Source organism: Sediminibacterium sp. GW821-FHT12F12 (genome assembly GCF_058806635.1).
Window position 1 is genome coordinate 430,842 of the sequence record NZ_JBXAPW010000001.1, and the last position, 18,616, is coordinate 449,457.

An 18,616-nucleotide genomic window follows, 5' to 3' on the forward strand; every position below is an offset into this window, starting at 1 on the left:
TATGCGTTACCTGGTATGGATACTGATCAGTTTGTTTTCGGTGCAGTTTGTACCGGCACAGGATTTCTCTGTATACAGTAAAAACTATTTCGAATACCAGCAGTCGGAACTGCCTTATCGTTTATTATCCCCGACCGGCGACCTCACGCAAAAATATCCATTGCTTGTTTTTTTGCATGGAGCTTTTGAAAAAGGGACTGATAACGAAGCACAATTATCTATTGGCGGGCGTTTCTTTATGCGTGATTCTGTGCGCAGAAATTATCCGGCCTATGTGTTATTTCCGCAATGCGGACCGGAGGATGCCTGGGCTTATTTTGAAAACAAGTTGGATCTGACCACCGGTTATGCCAAAGACTGGGTTTTCCCTTTCCGTAACGAACCCACCCTGCCTGCCATGCTGGTGAAAAAACTGGTGGATAGTCTGGTGGCTTCGGGTAAAGTGGATGCCGGCCGGATTTATATTGCCGGACTTTCGCAAGGCGGCATGGGTGTGCTTGATCTGCTGGCCCGTTATCCAGAAACTTTTGCGGCAGGTATTGCGATGTGTGGTGCCGGAGATCCGGCTACTGCGAAATATTTTGCCGGCAAATCGGCTCTCTGGTTATTTCATGGCGATAAAGATCCTGTTGTGCCTCCCTACTTCTCGCAACAATATTACCGGCGTTTAAAAAAAGCCGCTTCGGTTGTGAGGTATACCGAATATGCCGGTGTGGAACATAATTGCTGGTCCAAAGCTTTTACCGAGCCCGATCTGATGAGCTGGTTATTTGCGCAGTTGAAGAAGTGAGTGGTCAGTGGTGAGTAGTGAGTGAGGGGGCTGTTGTATATTTGCCGGATGTCGTTACCCCTGTCATTACTGGAATCGCTGAACCCTGTTGCCGGATTTAACCGTGCTGCATTTGAAGCCGTTCATGCTTCCGGCGAGCAGGTAACATCGATCAGACTAAATCCTGAAAAACCGATGGTAAATGCACCGGAAACCAGTTCCGGTATCCCCTGGTGTCAGCATGGTTACTATCTTCCCTCACGGCCTTCTTTTACACTCGATCCGCTTTTTCATGCAGGTGCCTATTATGTGCAGGAAGCCAGCAGTATGTTTATCTGGCAAGCATTGCAGGAACTGTTGGGAAATGACACAGAAAAAAAAGTACTGGATCTCTGTGCCGCACCCGGTGGTAAAAGTACTTTACTCGCTTCTTTTTTCAGGGAAGGACTGGTAGTAGCCAATGAAGTGATCAAACAACGGGCCGCTATCCTTGTAGAGAATCTTACCAAATGGGGTAGTACGCAGGTGGTAGTTACCAATAATGATCCTTCGCATTTTCAATCTTTGCCGGGCTATTTTGATGTGATGGTGATTGATGCACCCTGCAGTGGCAGTGGTATGTTTCGCAAAGATCCGGCTGCTATTGAAGAATGGAGCGAAGACAATGTGCAGCTCTGCAGCCAGCGCCAGCAAAGAATCCTGGCAGATGTATTGCCGGCCTTGAAAGAAGAGGGACTCTTGTTGTATTCAACCTGCTCCTATTCAACAGAAGAAGATGAAGCCATTGCCGACTGGCTGGTAACGGAAATGGGCATGGAGTCGAAACCATTGTCTGTTCCTGACGAATGGGGAATCGTAGAAACGCGTTCGCCGGAAAAGGGCGCCCATGGATATCGGTTTTATCCTGACAGGGTAAAAGGAGAAGGTTTTTTTATTGCGGTGTTTCAAAAGAAAACAGCAACTGCAGAGAGCCGCTGGAAGGAACTGACTCTCTCACTTCCATCCAAACAGGAAATACAACAGATACAGTCATTTATAACCCTCCCCGAAGGATACTCTTTATTCAAACAGGGAGAAACCATTCGTACTATTCCTACCCGCTGGTGGAAGGACCTGCAGATCCTGGCCAAAGTTTTGTATATCAAGAAAGCAGGTACTGGTATCGGTACCATTAAAGGCAAGGATGTGATACCAGAGCACGAACTGGCCCTGAGTGGTTTATGGAAAGGTCAATTTACGCCACTGCCCCTTACGCGGGAGCAGGCTTTACAATATCTGCGCCGAAAAGACCTGGTATTACCCGATTCTCCCAAAGGCTGGCAACTGGTGGCTTTTGAAGAGCTGCCCCTGGGTTGGGTGAAAGTTTTGCCAAACCGGGTCAATAATTATTATCCCGCCGAATGGAGAATATTAAAAGAGTAATTTTGCGGCACTCAATGCGGATGAATATGAAGATATACCCCTTTCTCCTTGCCTGCCTGCTTAGTCTTGTTGCCGGAGCGCAGCAAACATTAGAAGTAAAAGGTAAGTTCCCGGATATCTATGTGTTATATGTGTCTACCGGCACTGAAACCCTGCAGACAGTGAGCAACCAGTTTGGTTTTTCGGTAGCAAAGCTGAGTACGTTTAATGCGGTTAATATTAATCCTGCTGCGGTATTGCCCAGAGGTACGGCTATTAAAATACCTCTTAGTTCCAATAATTTACTGCAGCAACCCAGCGAAAACAGTGCACCAGTGGTACATGTGATACGAAAGGGTGATAACCTGTACCGCTTAAGTAATCTGTACAACAAAGTACCCATGGCCCGCCTGCGTGAATGGAATAAGCTGAAGAACGATGTAGTGAAAAGTGGTCAGGAAGTGATTATCGGGTATATGGTGAATGCAAAACCTGTTACTGCAACGGCAGATAAAAAGACGGTGATGGTTAAAGAAACGCCGCCACCGGTTACAGTTCCTGCAACAGTAGCGGAAGAAATTTCCCAGAAGGTACCGGAAAAGAAACAGGCAACAGTACTTTCTTTGGTTACAAAAAAAGATACACCCATACCTCAACCTATACTGGAAACCGAAAAAGCCAAACCAACTGAGGAGAAAAAAACAGTAGCGGCAGAAAAGAAACCGGAGCCAACACCGGATATAACTTATACACCCAGAGAAGGCGATGAAGGCTATTTTGCCGCAGGATATATGGAACATGATAAAGCTGCCGTACAACAGTTCCGCTCGGGAGACGCAGCTACATTCAAAACCATCAGTGGCTGGACAGATCGTAAGTATTATGTGCTGATGAATGAGATTGCCCCTAAAACTATTGTTCGTATTACCGGGCCGGGCAATAAAAGTGTTTGTGCCATGGTGCTCGGTCCTTTGCAGGAAACCAAAGGAGCTTCAGGTGTATTATTACGTATCAGTAATTCTGCTGCTTCTGCATTGGGTATTTCGGATCAGAAATTTACCGTTACCGTTACTTATTTTGAATAATATAAATCGTTTATGATGAAAAGATTACTTTCTTTCATACTGTTATCCGCTTTGCTGGTATCCTGTCAGAGCCAGGCACAGGATGGATTAACCGCCACTGAATTTGAAAAACGCATCCAGGCAGGCGGATCTCAATTGCTGGATGTAAGAACGGCCGGTGAGTTTCAGTCGGGCCATCTGAAAAATTCCCTGCAGGCAGACTGGCTCAATAGCAAAGAATTTGCAGAACGGACCAAATACCTTGATAAATCAAAGCCTTTACTGGTATACTGTGCATCCGGTGTACGCAGTGCTGCTGCTGCCAAATTCCTGCTGGCACAGGGTTTTACCAGCGTACAAAACCTGAAAGGGGGATTGACTGCCTGGAAACTGGAAGGAAAAACAGTAGAGCAACCCGCCGATGCCACACAGATGACGCTGGATGCGTACAAAACACTCACTGTTTCTGCAGAGGTAGTACTGGTTGATTTTGGTGCCGAATGGTGCCCGCCCTGCAAAAAAATGGAACCTGTGTTGAACCAGTTGCAAAAAGAGCTGGCCGGTCAGTTCAAACTGGTGAAAGTAGATGGTGGGATGGATGTGGATGTGATGAAAGCACAGCAGGTAGAAAGTCTGCCGGTATTCATCATCTATAAAAACGGCAAAGAAACCTGGCGTAAACAGGGTGTGGTTGAGCTGTCTGAACTAAAGGAGAAGCTCGGTAAATAATTCTCTCTCTGTGTAACTCTGTATCTCTGTACCTCTGTGTTGAAAATAACAACATAGAAGTACAGAGATTTTTTTGTAAAGATGCTTTGGCAATGAGTCTGATTTTCTTGGTTACCTTTTATTGAAATATGCTTCTTTGTTATCGAAATCACTGACAGTGTAAAAGTTTCGCTACGAGAAGGACAAGAGAAAAAGAGCAAAAGAGGGAAGTACTTTTTGAGCAAAGATTAACCAGGCAATCTATAGCCGCGGAGGAAGTCTTCTGCCAGCATTCTTTTTTTGCCTTCGAGCTGCAGGTCTTTGATGTGGATATACCCATCTGCACAGGCAAACTTGAGAAAGGTTTTACCATCAGAGAGTACTTTGCCTGCGGGCTGTGTATGGGCCACCAATTCTTTTGTGGCGCGGTATATTTTCAGAATTTTTCCATCGAGAGTACTCAACGCTCCCGGAAAAGGGGAGAGTCCGCGTATCAGGTTATGTATTTTAGTTGCTTCATCGTTCCAGTTTACCTGGCAGTTTTCAGTAAACAGTTTAGGTGCATGTTTCAGTATTGACAATTCTCCGTTCACCATGGCCGATTGATCAATTTTTTGCAAAGTTCCTTCAGCCAACCCTTTCACTGTTTGCACCAACAGATCGGCACCGATCATTTTCATCCGGTCGTGCACTTCACCGGTGGTTTCCTCCTCGCCGATCGGGAAACTTTTCTGCAGTAGAATATCACCCGTATCAATTTCGTGTTTGAGTTTGAAAGTGGTTACACCTGTTTCTTTTTCGCCATTGATCACGGCCCAGTGAATAGGAGCGGCACCCCGGTATTGCGGCAACAGGGAACCATGCAGGTTAACAGTGCCTAACGGGGGCATATTCCAGACAATTTCGGGTAACATGCGGAAGGCCACCACGATCTGCAGGTCTGCCCGTAAGGAACGCAGTTCTTCTATAAAAACAGGGTTCTTTAGTTTTTCAGGCTGTAACAGGTGCAGGCCTTTTTCGACCGCATATTTTTTTACAGCGCTCTCCGTCATTTTCATGCCTCGGCCGGCAGGTTTATCGGGCGCGGTGATCACTCCCACAATCTTACAACCTGCCTGTACCAATGCATCCAGCGATGCTACAGCAAAATCAGGGGTGCCCATAAATACGATGCGGAGTTCTTGCAGAGTCATGGGGCAAAGATAGATTTTTGTTTACTGGTTTATTCGTTTATGGATACTGGCGAAATATACAGTGTCCATTGAACGAATAAACCAATCAACTATTCAAAGTCAGTGTATAACAGATACTTTTTCCTGATCTGTTTGAACTGATCCAGTTTGGGTAACCAACTCTGGCGGATCTGGGCTTCTGTTTTGCCTTCTTTGATCTGTTGCATCAGTTCATTATTACCGGCCAGGCGGTTAAAGGAACTGAACTGGATATTGCCAGCTTTGGGTACGAGGAAGAACTTTTCTTTCTCCGGGAAATACTGATAAGCCTCCAGCAAGTATTTCAATTGTACTTTGTTGTTGATCTTTTGCAGGATGGAAGCATTATCGCCATACAGGTTCCAGCCATAACATAACTGGTCTTTCAGTTTGGGCTCTTTGGCACCGGCACGACTGGTAGGCGTGAATGCATATAAATCTTTCGGAAGTGAAGGATGTCCGAAAATCACAAAGGGATGGTCTGTGCCGCGTCCTTCGCTGAGGGCAGTGCCTTCGAAAAGACAGGTGCTGGCATACCAGTATACAGAAGCCATATCCGGAATATTGGGCGATGGTGCAATGGGTAACTGGTACAGGCTTTTGTGTGTATAATTGGCACACTTGATTACCTGAAAATGAAAAGCCGTATCGGCACTGTTCTGTGCGCGTTTGTAATAATCGTGTTTTTCATTGGCTTTGGGGGTGAGCCAGCGTTCGCCGGCCAGCATAAAAGCGTATTCGCCCATGGTCATACCGTGTACAATGGGAATGGGTTGCATGCCCACAAAACTGCGGAATGCAGTATCGAGTATCGGTCCATCAACATAAAAACCATTGGGGTTGGGCCGATCGAGAATCATGAGAGGTTTGCTGTTCTCAAAAGCCACTTCCATAAATTCCTGCAGGGAGGAGATATAGGTGTAGAAACGGGTGCCTACATCCTGGATATCAAATACAAGTACATCTACATCGGCCAGGTCTTCGGCACCGGGTTTTCTTTTTTTGCCGTAGAGGGAGATCACGGGAATGCCTGTGGCGGGATCGGTGTAATTCTCAATTTTTTCACCGGCATCGGCGGTTCCCCGGAAGCCATGTTCGGGACCAAAAGCTTTGGTGACTTTTACGCCCAGGGCTAACAAAGTATCTACCAGGTGACGATTACCCACCGTGGCGGTATGGTTGGCAAAAACACCCACCCGTTTTCCTTTCAGCAGAGGCACATATACCTGGGTGCGGTAGGCTGCGGGAAGGATGGGGGCTTGTGCAGCCACATTTTGGGCGATAAAAAGGCTGGATAGCAGCCAAATCAGGAATACAGGGGTTATTTTTTTCATATGAGGGGCTTTGCAGGTGCGAAAGTTAACCAAAAAACTTACCGGTTCTTGATTTTGGATTGTACTTTTGGCGCCGGAAATCGGTGATTTTCTTTTCTTGTTGATGCGTATTTTTCAGCTGAAGGGTGCGACGCAACGGATGCTGAGGAAAGATACTAAGCTGGCTCCCACATTATTTACATTCAAAAATGCAACATGCAACAAGTAAAAAAAGGTGATACGATAAAAGTACACTACCATGGTAAGTTAACAGACGGTACCACATTTGATAGTTCTGAAGGTCGCGAACCGCTGGAATTTGAAGTAGGTGGTGGTATGGTGATCCCGGGTTTTGACCAGGGTGTTACCGGTATGACCATCGGCGAAAAAAGAACGATCCAGATCCCTGCCGATGAAGCGTATGGACCTAAACAGGAAGAGATGATCATGGAATTTCCGAAAGAACGTTTTCCTGCAGATATGGTACCTGAGGCAGGTATGCAACTGAATATGAGCAATGGCCAGGGACAAAATTTTCCTGTTGTGATTGTTGAAGTAAGAGAGGAAGTAGTGATCCTGGATGCCAACCATCCCCTCGCCGGCGAAGACCTGATCTTTGACCTGGAACTGGTAGAGATCAGTGGCGGTGCGCCGTTGATCATTATGCCATAGTAATTAAAAATTAACAATTAACAATTGAATTACGCAAAGAGTCCGATAGATTACTATCGGACTCTTTGCGTAAAGCCTTTAATTCTTAATTTTTAATTATTTCCTCATCCACCAACCCAACCAGATCCCGCACAATCCCCAGCTTGCTAATGCATCAATCAGGTGGGCGCGTACGTCGAATATTTTATACCAGATGAACTGACTGTAGGGTTCGTTAATGAAAACGATCAGTCCGGTGAAAATACAGGCGAGGAAAATGTTCACAAAGCTGGCTTTGCCCCATTTAGATAACATCCAGCAAAGCAGCCAAACCATGAATACAGTGGCTACCAGTCCGCGCACCATGTTCATATACATTTCATTCATAGAACTGTTAAGCGATTTGTGGTATTGAATAGTGGCCCAGGGTTTGTTCTGGCTTTGCTCTCCCAGTTTGTTAGCCTCTTCAAAAGAAGAGCCTTTAGGAACTGTGGGTAAGAGGTAACCACCTTCTTTCTCTAACTGTGTACCCAGCAATTGCAGGATGGTATCCTGTTTGGCTGTATAGTTCTGGGAGGGCCGATGCAGATCCAGCACGGTCCAGGAAAGGGTTTGCCAGATAAAAATGAGCAGCCCTCCAACAATAGCACCAATCAATGATTTTTTCATATAGCGGATTTTGGTTGAGGGAACAAAATAAAAAATGGTTTCTGTATTTGCAAGGGGGAGATTGTGAGTGGTGAGTAGTCAGTAGGGAAGGGGGAGGATCGTGAGACGTGAATCGTGAGACGTGAATCGTGAATCGTCAGTCGTCAATGGTCAATGGGCAATGGTGAATAGGGAAGGTGCTGGCATATTGCCCATTCACCATTCACCACTCACGATTCACGTCTCACGATTCCCGTATCTTGCTGAAAATTAGAGTTATGTTGGCCGGTTATACTTATACAGTAGTGGAGCGTTTTATGCGGTATGTGCAGGTAGATACGCAGAGCGATCCGCAGAGTGATACATCTCCCAGTACAGAAAAACAGAAAATATTGTCGCGGTTGCTGGTGCAGGAACTGCAGGCGATTGGGGTGACTGATGCGCATACAGATGAGTTCGGATATGTATATGCCACTATTCCACCCAACACGGCGAAAAACATACCGGTGATCTGTTTCTGCAGTCATGTAGATACGGCACCGGATTGCAGCGGCACAGGCGTGAAACCAATACTGCATCGTAATTACCAGGGAGAAGACATTGTGTTACCTGATGATCCTTCGCAGGTAATCCGTTTGACAGAGCATGCTTATCTCAAAGAGCATATCGGTAATAGTATCATCACAGCCAGTGGACTTACTTTACTGGGCGCCGATGATAAGGCCGGGGTGGCAGCGATCATGGATCTGGCGCATTACCTGGTAACGCATCCGGATAGCAAACATGGTACCATCAAACTGTTGTTTACGCCAGATGAGGAAGTGGGCAGGGGAACAGATCAACTTGACCTGGCCAAACTGGGTGCGGATTATGCCTATACACTGGATGGTGGTGAGCTGGGTACGCTGGAAGATGAGACCTTTAGTGCCGATGGTGTTACCATTACCCTGCATGGCGTGATCTCGCATCCGGGTTATGCCAAAAACAAAATGGTGAATGCGCTGAAAATAGCCGGAGAACTGCTGGCTGCCTTACCCAAAAATGAATGGTCGCCGGAAACCACCGACAAAAAAGTGGGTTTTGTACATCCCCTGCGACTGGAAGGATCGGCCGAAAAAGCTACCCTTGAATTTATTATCCGTGATTTTACAACCTCGCAATTAGCCGTACATGAAAACAGGCTTCGGCAACTGGCAGAACAGGTGCTGACTGCTCATCCCCAGGCCACCATGCAGTTTATGGTACAGGAACAATACCGGAATATGAAAGAAGTATTGGACCTGCATCCACAGATCATCAGCCATGCCGAAGAAGCGTATGCGCGTACCGGGCTGACCGTAGTTAAAGAACCCATCCGGGGCGGCACAGATGGCAGCAGGCTGAGTTTTATGGGATTGCCCTGCCCCAATCTGTTCACCGGTATGCAGGCTATTCACAGCAAACAGGAATGGATTGGGGTGAGAGATATGGAGAAAGCGGTGGAAATGCTGGTGCAGTTGGTGGGGGTGTGGGAAGAGAGGGAGGTGTAGAATTTCGAATATCGATCAAGGAATATCGAATATCGAACAGAGGAACAGACGAGCAAGGAACAGATGAACGGAATACTGAACTGAGAACCAAAAACATAGAACACAGACCCAAGAACAGGGGGAAGTCATTGAAGAAACAGGAAATTCTTAGCTGGCAGCTGCGTTCCTGTAATATTCTTCTTTTCTAAGCTACTAACCTTGTATAATACGTACCTTACTTAAAATTATTTGTTATGAATATCATTGCAGATTACTGGTGGTTGCTGGCTTTGCTGCTGCTGCTTTTTGCATCGCTGGTTACGGTTAACCAGGGAACCATTGGGGTGATTACCATGTTTGGTAAATACAGGCGCATACTGCGGCCGGGACTGAGTGTAAAAATCCCGCTGATTGAGCAGGTGTTCAAAACCGTGAGTATCCAGAACCGTTCTGTGGAACTGGAATTCCAAGCGGTAACTCTCGATCAGGCCAATGTGTATTTTAAAAGCATGTTGCTGTATTCCGTGGTAAACCACGAAGAAGAAACGATCAAGAATGTGGCATTCAAATTCATCAGCGATAAAGACCTGATGCAGGCCCTGATCCGCACGGTAGAAGGTAGTATCCGGGGCTTTGTGGCCACGAAGAAACAAGCCGAGATCCTGCTGCTCCGCAGAGAGATCGTGGAGTTTGTTAAAGAACAGATCGATCAGTCGCTCGAAAGCTGGGGATATCATTTGCAGGATCTACAGATCAACGATATTACGTTTGATCAACTGATCATGGAAAGTATGAGCCGGGTAGTGGCCAGCAATAACCTGAAAGCTGCCGCCGAAAATGAAGGACAGGCACTGCTGATCACCAAAACCAAAGCCGCAGAGGCCGAGGGTAATGCTATCAAGATCTCCGCCAATGCCGAGAAAGAAGCGGCCCGTTTGCGGGGCCAGGGGGTGGCCCTCTTCCGCGAAGAAGTGGCTAAAGGTATGAGCCAGGCCGCTGAACAGATGAAACAGGCCAACCTGGATACCAATGTGATCCTATTCAGTATGTGGACAGAAGCCATTAAGAATTTTGCCGAGATCGGCAAGGGGAATATCATTTTCCTTGATGGAAGTCCGGAAGGTATGGAAAACAATATGCGACAGATTATGGCGATGGTGAAGATGAAGGAGATGAATAAGGGGTAGTTAAGTCAAAAGTCAAAAGTTAAAAGTGAAAAGTGGTTGTTTGATACGGCCACTTTTTTTTGTGTTTTTATTGCAGGAAACAGTTGGTAAAACGTTAGTTATTTGCGATTTGGTTAACCGGTTGTTGCGATGGTTGTTATCCGGTTAATTCTCTTCCACTGGCTGCAGGGCGGATAGGCTTTTCGTACCTTTAGGGTAGCTCTTTCTCACCTAAAAGTATGTGTTATGAAAAACGAAATTTTATCCGCAAAAGATACGGAAGAAGACCCCGTATGCAGGGTTACTCCTGTTAACAGACAATGCTTTTTCCCGCTCCATTCCGTAAGTGTTTTTTTATTTTTTCTTCTCTTAGTTCCCGCCATTTCTTTATTCTCACAAGGCCTCGGTGTAGGCTCGGGTGTTACTTACAGCAAAGAAGGTGTTCGTTTCTCTGGTACCGTAGTGAAACTGACTATCGGTGAAAAAGAAACCCTTACCACTTTATCGCAGACCGGAAAATCTGTGAAATTTTTTATGCGCGAGATCCAAAGAATTGAAAGAACAGGAGAGAAATGGAAGGTTACGCCTTCCTGGTCCTATACCGAAAGCAGTTACCAGGTATTCAGGTTTACCTGGATCAACGGACAAAGCCAGCTATTAGCCATTTATCAATGGCCTGTCTGGGATATCAGTCTCTCCGATGGCTCACTGGCAGCCAATCTATGGCTCGAAAAACTGGAATGGATTGAAATGGGTACGACAGCCGTTTCTACCAATGCCGGTCTGGCAGTTAATGCACAGGTGCAGTATAAACTGAATGAAGAAGTGATTAACGGAACCATCACGGGCATTGCAGGCAGTCTTGCTACATCGCCTGTTACCTGTATGACGGAAAAAGGAGCCCGGATTACCCTGATGCTGAAAGATATCCGGTCAATTACACGATTGAACAGAACGGCTAAGATTACCCCATCATGGTCCTATACGCAAAGTACTTACCCTTTGTTCGAGGTGGTAAGAACTACCGGTCAGACGATTATACTGGCTTTTGCCGAGTGGCCTATTTTTGATATTGCTGCTGCGGACGGCTCTACCCGTAACACGCAGTGGCTCGATAAAATGGAATATATCAGGGTATTGTAAGCGCCGAAATGGCCAAAGTTGAACGGGTATGTGGGGAATAATATGGATGAAACCTCTTTCTGGCAGTTTGCTGTTCTAACAATGGATGGCTATAACCAGATGTGTAAAAGCTTTCCTAAAAAGCAAGCTATTGGCATATTTATTCACAACCATACTGTTCTTTTGTAGAAGCATCTAATTTTAGCTTCACCTAAACTTATTACAGATGTTCGATCTGCTCCAGATAGACACCCTACAGAAAGCAGCGGCTGCTATTCCGGCTGCGGCAGAAAAAATATCCCTCTGGTCATTGCTCGAAAAAGGGGGCTGGATCATGTATCCGCTATACCTGCTTTTTGTAGCGGCGGTATTTGTATTCATCGAACGCCTCATAGCCATCCGCAAAGCATCGCGCATTGAAGGCAATTTCATGAACATTATCCGTGATAATATTGTCAGTGGAAATGTAGCTGCGGCCCGTAACCTGGCCCGGAATACCAATAACCCCGTGGCCCGCATGATTGATAAAGGTCTGCAGCGCATCGGTAAACCCATCGATGCCATTGAAAAAAGCATGGAGAATGTAGGCAAGCTGGAAATGTATACCATGGAAAAAAATCTTTCCATTCTTTCCCTCATTGCCGGTATTGCACCTATGTTCGGATTTCTCGGAACCATTATCGGTATGATCCAACTGTTTTATGGCATTGCCAGTTCGGGCCAGTTTACCCTGAACGATATTGCCGGTGGAATCTATGTAAAAATGATCACTTCCGGTACGGGCCTCATTATTGGTCTGCTGGCTTATATCGGACACAATGCGCTCACCACACAGATTGATAAAACAGCCAATAAAATGGAAGCGGCCAGTGCGGAGTTCATGGATATACTGCAGGAGCCAACGCACTAATTAAAAATTAGCAATTAATAATTAGTAATTAGTAATGAAAAGAAGCATGAGCCGGGCTGCAGAACAGAGTAGTGGCTTCGTTGCGTCGCACACTTCAGGGTTCTGACCATTACGCAGCAACTTGAGAAAGTCATTTTTGAATTTTGAATTTTTACTTTTGAATTAAGTAACATGAATATCAGGAAACGATTAAAAACGCACCCCGAAGTGCATACCGGCGCGCTGAATGATATTCTGTTCATCCTGCTGTTATTTTTCCTGATCGTTTCTACACTGGCTAATCCCAATGTGATCAAGGTTTCCAATCCCAAGGCCAAAAGCGATACCCGGTCTAAACAGACAGTGGTGATCACTGTAGACAAAGACCAGCACCTGTTCCTTGCCCAGAAGCCCATCACCATCGAGGCGCTTGAAGAAGAACTAAAAGCCTATCTCGCCAAAGAAACCGATAAACCTTCTGTGGTAATCAATGGCGATAGCACCGCACATCTCGGTACGGCTATCCGGGTGATGCAGGTGATCAAAAAATTAGGCGCCACACCTGTCATGGCTGTAGACAATGGCGGTCAGAAATAATGCTGAATCTTCTCTGTTTAACTCCCTATCTCTGTGTTGAAAAAATCATCACTAGGTACAGTCATTATTTTCAACACAGAGATACGGAGGAACAGAGGGGCACAGAGGGTTAATGGGATAGGGTGGCTTTGATCATCCGGTCTTTTCCCTGTAAATCTTTTCGGAGCATAACCGTATAACCCAGCTGCTCAAATAAGTAAACAGTTTCCTTGCCTAGCGCTTCATTGATCTCAACAAAAACAGCACCTCCTTCTCGGAGATGGGTTTTGCCAAATTGGGCGATCTTCCGGTAAAACAACAAAGCATCCTCATCGGGCACAAATAAAGCGAGCGAGGGCTCAAAGTCCAACACATGTCTGGCCATGGTTTCCTGTTCAGCCACTTTGATATACGGAGGGTTACTCACGATCAGGTCAACAACAGGCAAATGCGGCCACTGCCACTCATCTAAAAAATCAGTTTGCTGAAACTGTACGTCCGCTTCAAGGTCGGCAGCATTTTTATGGGCCACTGTTAAAGCGGCTTCACTCACATCAATTGAACTAACAGACCAATCCGGTAATTTCTTAGCCAGTGAAATAGGAATACAACCGCTACCCGTACCAATATCGAGCAGGTTCTTTGTTCTCTGTTCTTTGTTCTCTGTTCTTTGTTCGGTGTTCGATATTCGGTGTTCGGTGTTCGGTGTTCCCTGTTCTTGCTTCTCTGTTCCGCGTTCTGCGTTAAGCCTATCTTCTACAATCCACTCCACCAGTTCCTCTGTTTCCGGTCTGGGTATGAGTACGGCTTCGTTCACAAAGAATTGCATGCCCGTAAACCAGGCTTCCCCCAATACATACTGGATAGGACGGTGTGATTGTAATTCTGCCAGTATTTGTGCCAGGCGCGACTCCTGATCTGCGGTTAGCACAGCCTCTTTATCTATCAGCCGGTCGATCCTTCTTTTACCACTCACATGCTCCAGCACCCAATCGCAGATCTGGGCGGCTTCCCGGATATCATAGTAAGATAACAGTGCGGTACGGGTGGTAACCTGTGCTTCGGAGAGGGTCATGCTGCAATGTTAGCACCATTTGGTTATTTTTGCCAATTCTGTATGAAAGAGACTGATCAGACCTATATGCACCGTTGCCTGGAACTGGCCCGTTTGGGTGCAGGTTCTGTGGCCCCCAATCCCATGGTGGGGGCGGTACTGGTGTATGAGAACCGGATCATTGGGGAGGGGTACCACCAGGTGTATGGAGAGGCGCATGCCGAAGTAAACTGCCTGAATAGTGTGTCCGGGACAGACCAACTGCTGATTCCCCTGTCAACCCTCTATGTATCACTGGAGCCCTGCGCCCATTTTGGTAAAACCCCGCCCTGCAGCGACCTGATCATCCGTAATCAGATCAAAACCGTGGTGATCGGTTGCCGGGATCCTTTTACGGAAGTGGATGGAAAAGGAATTGAGAAACTGCAGCATGCCGGCGTTACCGTAACTGTTGGTGTGTTGGAAGCAGAGTGCCGGGAACTGAATAAGCGTTTTTTCACTTTTGTTACACAGCATCGCCCCTATATTATTCTAAAATGGGCACAAACGGCCAATGGTTTGATAGCGGGAGAGGGCGAAGAACGTTTACTGATCAGTCATGCCTACACCAACCGTCTGGTACACCAATGGCGCAGCGAAGAAGCTGCGATGCTGGTGGGTACGAATACCGCACTGGCAGATGACCCTTCACTGACCAACCGCTTGTGGACAGGCAAGCACCCGGTAAGAATGGTAGTAGACAGGAACCTGCGTTTACCAACCAGCCTGCACTTGTTTGATCAACAACAGAAAACCATTGTGATCAATACCATAAAAGCGGAAGAAAGAAAAAACCTTAGCTACCAAAAAATAGCAGCAACTGACGATACGATTGATGCCATACTGAAAGTGGCATACAAAGAGAAACTGCAAAGTATCCTCGTGGAAGGTGGCGCTGCGCTGCTCCAATCTTTTATTAACAAAGGTCTCTGGGACGAAGCCCGCATCATCACCAACCCACAGCTAACAGTACCTGAAGGCCTGCCGTCACCCATTTTACCAATAGCGATTCCTGCAAAAACTGAACATATCACAACAGATATCCTATCCATCTATATCAACAAACCAGTAACAAGCAACCAGTAACCTGTAACCAGAACCCACCATGCTCTACCTCCTCGGCAGTATCATCCTCACCAGTTACCTTACATTGGCTTTTAAAATGTGTGAGAAATACGGGGTCAGTATTTTTCAGGCTATCGTGTTCAATTATATCACCTGTGTGATCACGGGTTCTGTGGTAAATGGGTCGTTCCCTGTAAACGCAGAAGTGATGCAGACACCCTGGTTTCGCTGGGCCTGTGTAATGGGGGTATTATTTGTGTCAATTTTTAATGTGGTGGGTATTACCGCGCAGAAAATCAGTGTGGCGGTGGCTTCGGTGGCCAATAAATTATCACTGATTATTCCGGTTGTGTTATCCGTATATCTCTATAACGAAACAGTAGCGGGCTGGAAACTGGTGGGTGTATTGCTGGCGTTGCTGGCGGTGGTATTAACCTGTTATCCACAGCAGAAAAAAACGGAAGATCATCACCCGACACACCGGAAATGGGAATATTTGCTGCCCCTGATCCTGTTTGTGGGAAGTGGGTTACTGGATTCACTGATTAACCATGTACAGAAAACCTATGTAACCGATGCCAATTACAATGCCTACCTCATCAGCGGATTTTTATCGGCGGGTACAATCGGCACTACGATATTGCTGGTGCAGTATACCCGCGGTAAACAGCAGTTTTCGCTGAAGAATCTACTGGCCGGTATCATTATCGGGATCCCCAACTATTTTTCGATCTGGTGTCTCGTGAGGTTTCTGAAAGAGAGTCCCTGGCAAAGCAGTGCCAGCATACCGGTTAACAATATGGGCATTGTCTTATTCAGTTCGCTGGTGGCCTGGCTGTTATTCAAAGAAAAACTCTCCCGGCTCAACTGGGTTGGTATCGCATTATCTTTGCTGGCTATTTACCTCATTGCATTTGGTGATACTTTATGAGCGAACCGGATTATTACCTTACCATCGAAAAAACGGCCATGGCCGAATACAAAGACAGGGGCAGTAAGTTCCTGGCTTTTGCCTATCCGGTACAAACGCCGGATGATTGTAAACTGAACTTGCAGCAACTGAAGAAAGAACATCCCAAAGCCGTGCATCATTGTTTTGCCTACCGCCTCGGTTGGGAGGGTAACCAGTTCAGGGTAAGTGATGATGGTGAACCATCGGGCACCGCCGGCAGACCTATTCTGGGGCAGATAGACAGTAAACAGCTCACCAACACCCAGGTAGTGGTAGTGCGTTATTTCGGTGGTACCTTATTAGGCGTGCCGGGCCTGATACAGGCGTATAAATCAGCAACGGCCATGGCTTTGCAGCTGGTGCCCATTGTGCAGAAACCGATTGAAGTATTGTATGAACTGCATTTTGATTATACGCTGATGAATGATGTGATGATGGTGATCAAACAAACGAGCTGCAGTATCAGCTCCCAGGAAATGCAGTTGTTCTGCTTACTGCAGATAGGTATTCCCAAAGCCCGGTTGGAGGAAGTATTGTATAAACTCAATGATATCCGCGGGTTGGAACTGATACCTGTTCCTAAAAAATAACCTTTCTATATTCAGGCTTTACCGGTGAGCCGATAAACATAGAGCCCTACAATCTCTTTGATAAGATACGACCAGTCGTTAAGCAGACTTATTTCAGGAAGTATGGTGTTTTCAAAAGTTTCACGAATGGGGATGGATTTATAATCACAGGGAAAAATAACGATTTTGAAATCAGCTTTGTTGAAAACGCTGATAGAACGTTTCATATGTTGCGCAGAAGTAATCAGTACAAAAGGAGGCTGCAAGTGGAGTGAATCAGTGAGTATTTTCGAATATATCGCATTTTCATAGGTGTTTCGAGAACGACTTTCCATAATGATGTCTTCCGGTTTCACCCCGTTTGCTATTAATTGTGATCTCAGATAAATGGCTTCGGCTGGTTCTTTTTGTCTGATCGTACCTGTTCCGCCACTTACAATAATCTTTTTGATAATACCCTGGTGATATAAATTGGCAGACTGAATAAAACGATCTGCACTCGAACCAAAATACCCTCTATCATTTTTATCATAACCTGCTAATCCGCCCAGCAGAATACCCGCTTCATACGTTTTATTGCCAGGCAGATCAACGGGTATGGGTTGCCAGGCCAGATTGGCTACCCGGTATAAGTAGGGGTTGGTGAAAAGTATCCCGATCAGGATGGCTGTTACGCCCAATATCTTTTTCCATTTTGCATTCCTGATTACAGCACGCATTAATAACAGGATCACCATCCACCAGAAAGGAATCAGGAGAAAAAACAGAATTTTGGAGAGGATAAAAAACATATACCGTATTTGGAACAAGATAAAATATTCTTACCATATAGTCCGATAGTTAGGATAAGCTCCATTAGGTAAGGTAGGGCCGTAATAGCACATGATTTGTCAGCTCTAATAAAAAACAACCGCGCCTTTGCGCCTTTGCGAGCAAATATTCTCGCAAAGGCGCAAAGGCGCGGGTAAATCAGGTGAGGCAGGATTTTTACCCTGTAAAACTTTTACTCACCACCAGTTCTTTGCTGCCAGGTGTATACATGTAAAATCCTTCCCCGCTTTTAACGCCTAATTTTTTGGCGGTTACCATATTCACCAGCAAAGGACAAGGCGCGTATTTGGGATTACCAAAGCCCTGATACAATACGTTCAATATACTCAGGCATACATCCAACCCGATAAAATCAGCTAACTGCAAAGGCCCCATGGGATGGGCCATACCCAGTTTCATGACGCTGTCAATGGCTTCAACACCCGCCACTCCTTCATACAAACTGTAAATGGCTTCGTTGATCATAGGCATTAAAATGCGGTTGGCGATAAAACCGGGATAATCATTCACTACACAGGGTATTTTGCCCAGTTCCTTACTCAAAGCCACGATCTGCCCGGTTATTTCCGGTAAGGTTGCATACCCGTTAATGATCTCCACCAGTTTCATCACCGGTACAGGGTTCATAAAGTGCATACCGATCACTTTCTCCGGGCGCTGGGTGGCAGCAGCAATTTTAGTGATGGAAATAGAAGAAGTATTGCTCGCTAAAATGGTATGTTTGGGCGCTTCCTCATCCAGTTGTGCAAAAATTTTGAGTTTCAGGTCTATGTTCTCGGTGGCCGCTTCTACCACCAGGTCTGCATGGGCCACACCCCTGGCCAGATCGCTTTGGGTGGTCAGGTTGGCCAGTGTTTGTTTCTTTTGTTCGGCGGTAAGGGTACCCTTGGTTACCTGGCGGTCCAGGTTTTTATCAATGGTCTGCAGCGCTTTTTCCAGCTGCATCACATTTACATCTACCAGGGTTACGGTAAATCCAGCCTGGGCAAATACATGGGCAATCCCGTTACCCATCGTACCCGCTCCAATAACGGTGATGTTCTTCAATGACATGTTCAAATAGTTTGGTTTGGCAATCGT

At 46.1% G+C, this 18,616-nt stretch carries 19 protein-coding genes; 13 read left to right on the forward strand and 6 right to left on the reverse strand.

Features of this window, described 5'->3' with window-relative positions:
• The first annotated feature begins 1 nt into the window (after nt 1).
• From AC1RNB_RS01715 to AC1RNB_RS01730, 4 genes are read left to right on the forward strand one after another with little or no spacing between them, the layout of a single operon-like run.
• On the forward strand, nt 2–790 hold the full coding sequence (locus tag AC1RNB_RS01715) for a carboxylesterase family protein (RefSeq protein ID WP_493080145.1): 789 nt from the start codon (nt 2–4) through the stop codon (nt 788–790).
• 48 nt (nt 791–838) lie between these two features.
• Nucleotides 839–2,191, forward strand: coding sequence for a methyltransferase RsmF C-terminal domain-like protein (locus AC1RNB_RS01720; RefSeq protein ID WP_493080147.1), 1,353 nt, complete (start codon nt 839–841; stop codon nt 2,189–2,191).
• A 26-nt stretch (nt 2,192–2,217) separates the two neighbouring features.
• A complete protein-coding gene (locus AC1RNB_RS01725) occupies nt 2,218–3,255 on the forward strand; it encodes a LysM peptidoglycan-binding domain-containing protein (protein ID WP_493080149.1) in 1,038 nt (345 codons plus the stop codon).
• 12 nt (nt 3,256–3,267) lie between these two features.
• Entirely contained in the window at nt 3,268–3,963 is a 696-nt protein-coding gene (locus tag AC1RNB_RS01730; protein WP_493080151.1) for a rhodanese-like domain-containing protein, read from the forward strand.
• Nucleotides 3,964–4,190: 227 nt separating this feature from the next.
• Here AC1RNB_RS01730 and fmt read toward each other — a convergent pair whose 3' ends face one another.
• Nucleotides 4,191–5,135 (reverse strand): methionyl-tRNA formyltransferase, encoded by a 945-nt coding sequence (fmt, locus tag AC1RNB_RS01735; protein WP_493080153.1) that lies wholly within the window; start codon nt 5,133–5,135, stop codon nt 4,191–4,193.
• Between the two features lie 89 nt (nt 5,136–5,224).
• Entirely contained in the window at nt 5,225–6,487 is a 1,263-nt protein-coding gene (locus tag AC1RNB_RS01740; RefSeq protein WP_493080155.1) for an exo-beta-N-acetylmuramidase NamZ family protein, read from the reverse strand.
• A gap of 195 nt (nt 6,488–6,682) precedes the next feature.
• Here AC1RNB_RS01740 and AC1RNB_RS01745 point away from each other — a divergent pair, with 195 nt between their 5' ends.
• Nucleotides 6,683–7,138 (forward strand): FKBP-type peptidyl-prolyl cis-trans isomerase, encoded by a 456-nt coding sequence (locus AC1RNB_RS01745; protein ID WP_493080157.1) that lies wholly within the window; start codon nt 6,683–6,685, stop codon nt 7,136–7,138.
• 96 nt (nt 7,139–7,234) lie between these two features.
• On the opposite strand, the gene AC1RNB_RS01750 is transcribed toward AC1RNB_RS01745, so the two are convergent.
• A complete protein-coding gene (locus tag AC1RNB_RS01750) occupies nt 7,235–7,786 on the reverse strand; it encodes a hypothetical protein (protein WP_493080158.1) in 552 nt (183 codons plus the stop codon).
• 257 nt (nt 7,787–8,043) lie between these two features.
• Here AC1RNB_RS01750 and pepT point away from each other — a divergent pair, with 257 nt between their 5' ends.
• From pepT to AC1RNB_RS01775, 5 genes are all read left to right on the forward strand, one after another.
• Nucleotides 8,044–9,294 (forward strand): peptidase T, encoded by a 1,251-nt coding sequence (gene pepT, locus AC1RNB_RS01755; RefSeq protein ID WP_493080160.1) that lies wholly within the window; start codon nt 8,044–8,046, stop codon nt 9,292–9,294.
• A 233-nt stretch (nt 9,295–9,527) separates the two neighbouring features.
• Nucleotides 9,528–10,460 (forward strand): SPFH domain-containing protein, encoded by a 933-nt coding sequence (locus AC1RNB_RS01760; protein WP_493080162.1) that lies wholly within the window; start codon nt 9,528–9,530, stop codon nt 10,458–10,460.
• Nucleotides 10,461–10,685: 225 nt separating this feature from the next.
• Entirely contained in the window at nt 10,686–11,582 is an 897-nt protein-coding gene (locus tag AC1RNB_RS01765; protein WP_493080163.1) for a hypothetical protein, read from the forward strand.
• Nucleotides 11,583–11,787: 205 nt separating this feature from the next.
• Complete coding sequence (locus tag AC1RNB_RS01770; RefSeq protein ID WP_493080165.1) at nt 11,788–12,471, forward strand: MotA/TolQ/ExbB proton channel family protein; 684 nt, start codon at nt 11,788–11,790, stop codon at nt 12,469–12,471.
• Between the two features lie 171 nt (nt 12,472–12,642).
• Complete coding sequence (locus tag AC1RNB_RS01775; RefSeq protein WP_493080167.1) at nt 12,643–13,047, forward strand: ExbD/TolR family protein; 405 nt, start codon at nt 12,643–12,645, stop codon at nt 13,045–13,047.
• A gap of 109 nt (nt 13,048–13,156) precedes the next feature.
• Here AC1RNB_RS01775 and prmC read toward each other — a convergent pair whose 3' ends face one another.
• Nucleotides 13,157–14,101 (reverse strand): peptide chain release factor N(5)-glutamine methyltransferase, encoded by a 945-nt coding sequence (gene prmC / locus AC1RNB_RS01780; RefSeq protein WP_493080169.1) that lies wholly within the window; start codon nt 14,099–14,101, stop codon nt 13,157–13,159.
• Nucleotides 14,102–14,143: 42 nt separating this feature from the next.
• On the opposite strand from prmC, the gene ribD reads away from it, so the two are divergent.
• From ribD to AC1RNB_RS01795, 3 genes are read left to right on the forward strand one after another with little or no spacing between them, the layout of a single operon-like run.
• Nucleotides 14,144–15,205 (forward strand): bifunctional diaminohydroxyphosphoribosylaminopyrimidine deaminase/5-amino-6-(5-phosphoribosylamino)uracil reductase RibD, encoded by a 1,062-nt coding sequence (gene ribD / locus AC1RNB_RS01785; RefSeq protein ID WP_493080171.1) that lies wholly within the window; start codon nt 14,144–14,146, stop codon nt 15,203–15,205.
• 19 nt (nt 15,206–15,224) lie between these two features.
• Nucleotides 15,225–16,115, forward strand: coding sequence for an EamA family transporter (locus AC1RNB_RS01790; RefSeq protein ID WP_493080172.1), 891 nt, complete (start codon nt 15,225–15,227; stop codon nt 16,113–16,115).
• Entirely contained in the window at nt 16,112–16,726 is a 615-nt protein-coding gene (locus AC1RNB_RS01795; protein WP_493080174.1) for an IMPACT family protein, read from the forward strand. Before AC1RNB_RS01790 ends, AC1RNB_RS01795 begins: the two co-directional genes overlap by 4 nt.
• A gap of 11 nt (nt 16,727–16,737) precedes the next feature.
• Here AC1RNB_RS01795 and AC1RNB_RS01800 read toward each other — a convergent pair whose 3' ends face one another.
• Nucleotides 16,738–17,496, reverse strand: coding sequence for a YdcF family protein (locus tag AC1RNB_RS01800; RefSeq protein WP_493080176.1), 759 nt, complete (start codon nt 17,494–17,496; stop codon nt 16,738–16,740).
• Nucleotides 17,497–17,692: 196 nt separating this feature from the next.
• Nucleotides 17,693–18,589, reverse strand: coding sequence for a 3-hydroxyacyl-CoA dehydrogenase family protein (locus tag AC1RNB_RS01805; protein WP_493080178.1), 897 nt, complete (start codon nt 18,587–18,589; stop codon nt 17,693–17,695).
• Nucleotides 18,590–18,616: the final 27 nt, after the last annotated feature.

Excerpts from the sequence above, each read along its gene's own strand:
- AC1RNB_RS01715 (WP_493080145.1), top strand. The coding sequence starts at position 2 with ATGCGTTACCTGGTATGGATACTGATCAGTTTGTTTTCGGTGCAGTTT.
- AC1RNB_RS01720 (WP_493080147.1), top strand. The coding sequence starts at position 839 with ATGTCGTTACCCCTGTCATTACTGGAATCGCTGAACCCTGTTGCCGGA.
- AC1RNB_RS01725 (WP_493080149.1), top strand. The coding sequence starts at position 2,218 with ATGAAGATATACCCCTTTCTCCTTGCCTGCCTGCTTAGTCTTGTTGCC.
- AC1RNB_RS01730 (WP_493080151.1), top strand. The coding sequence starts at position 3,268 with ATGATGAAAAGATTACTTTCTTTCATACTGTTATCCGCTTTGCTGGTA.
- fmt (WP_493080153.1), bottom strand. The coding sequence starts at position 5,135 with ATGACTCTGCAAGAACTCCGCATCGTATTTATGGGCACCCCTGATTTT.
- AC1RNB_RS01740 (WP_493080155.1), bottom strand. The coding sequence starts at position 6,487 with ATGAAAAAAATAACCCCTGTATTCCTGATTTGGCTGCTATCCAGCCTT.
- AC1RNB_RS01745 (WP_493080157.1), top strand. The coding sequence starts at position 6,683 with ATGCAACAAGTAAAAAAAGGTGATACGATAAAAGTACACTACCATGGT.
- AC1RNB_RS01750 (WP_493080158.1), bottom strand. The coding sequence starts at position 7,786 with ATGAAAAAATCATTGATTGGTGCTATTGTTGGAGGGCTGCTCATTTTT.
- pepT (WP_493080160.1), top strand. The coding sequence starts at position 8,044 with ATGTTGGCCGGTTATACTTATACAGTAGTGGAGCGTTTTATGCGGTAT.
- AC1RNB_RS01760 (WP_493080162.1), top strand. The coding sequence starts at position 9,528 with ATGAATATCATTGCAGATTACTGGTGGTTGCTGGCTTTGCTGCTGCTG.
- AC1RNB_RS01765 (WP_493080163.1), top strand. The coding sequence starts at position 10,686 with ATGAAAAACGAAATTTTATCCGCAAAAGATACGGAAGAAGACCCCGTA.
- AC1RNB_RS01770 (WP_493080165.1), top strand. The coding sequence starts at position 11,788 with ATGTTCGATCTGCTCCAGATAGACACCCTACAGAAAGCAGCGGCTGCT.
- AC1RNB_RS01775 (WP_493080167.1), top strand. The coding sequence starts at position 12,643 with ATGAATATCAGGAAACGATTAAAAACGCACCCCGAAGTGCATACCGGC.
- prmC (WP_493080169.1), bottom strand. The coding sequence starts at position 14,101 with ATGACCCTCTCCGAAGCACAGGTTACCACCCGTACCGCACTGTTATCT.
- ribD (WP_493080171.1), top strand. The coding sequence starts at position 14,144 with ATGAAAGAGACTGATCAGACCTATATGCACCGTTGCCTGGAACTGGCC.
- AC1RNB_RS01790 (WP_493080172.1), top strand. The coding sequence starts at position 15,225 with ATGCTCTACCTCCTCGGCAGTATCATCCTCACCAGTTACCTTACATTG.
- AC1RNB_RS01795 (WP_493080174.1), top strand. The coding sequence starts at position 16,112 with ATGAGCGAACCGGATTATTACCTTACCATCGAAAAAACGGCCATGGCC.
- AC1RNB_RS01800 (WP_493080176.1), bottom strand. The coding sequence starts at position 17,496 with ATGTTTTTTATCCTCTCCAAAATTCTGTTTTTTCTCCTGATTCCTTTC.
- AC1RNB_RS01805 (WP_493080178.1), bottom strand. The coding sequence starts at position 18,589 with ATGTCATTGAAGAACATCACCGTTATTGGAGCGGGTACGATGGGTAAC.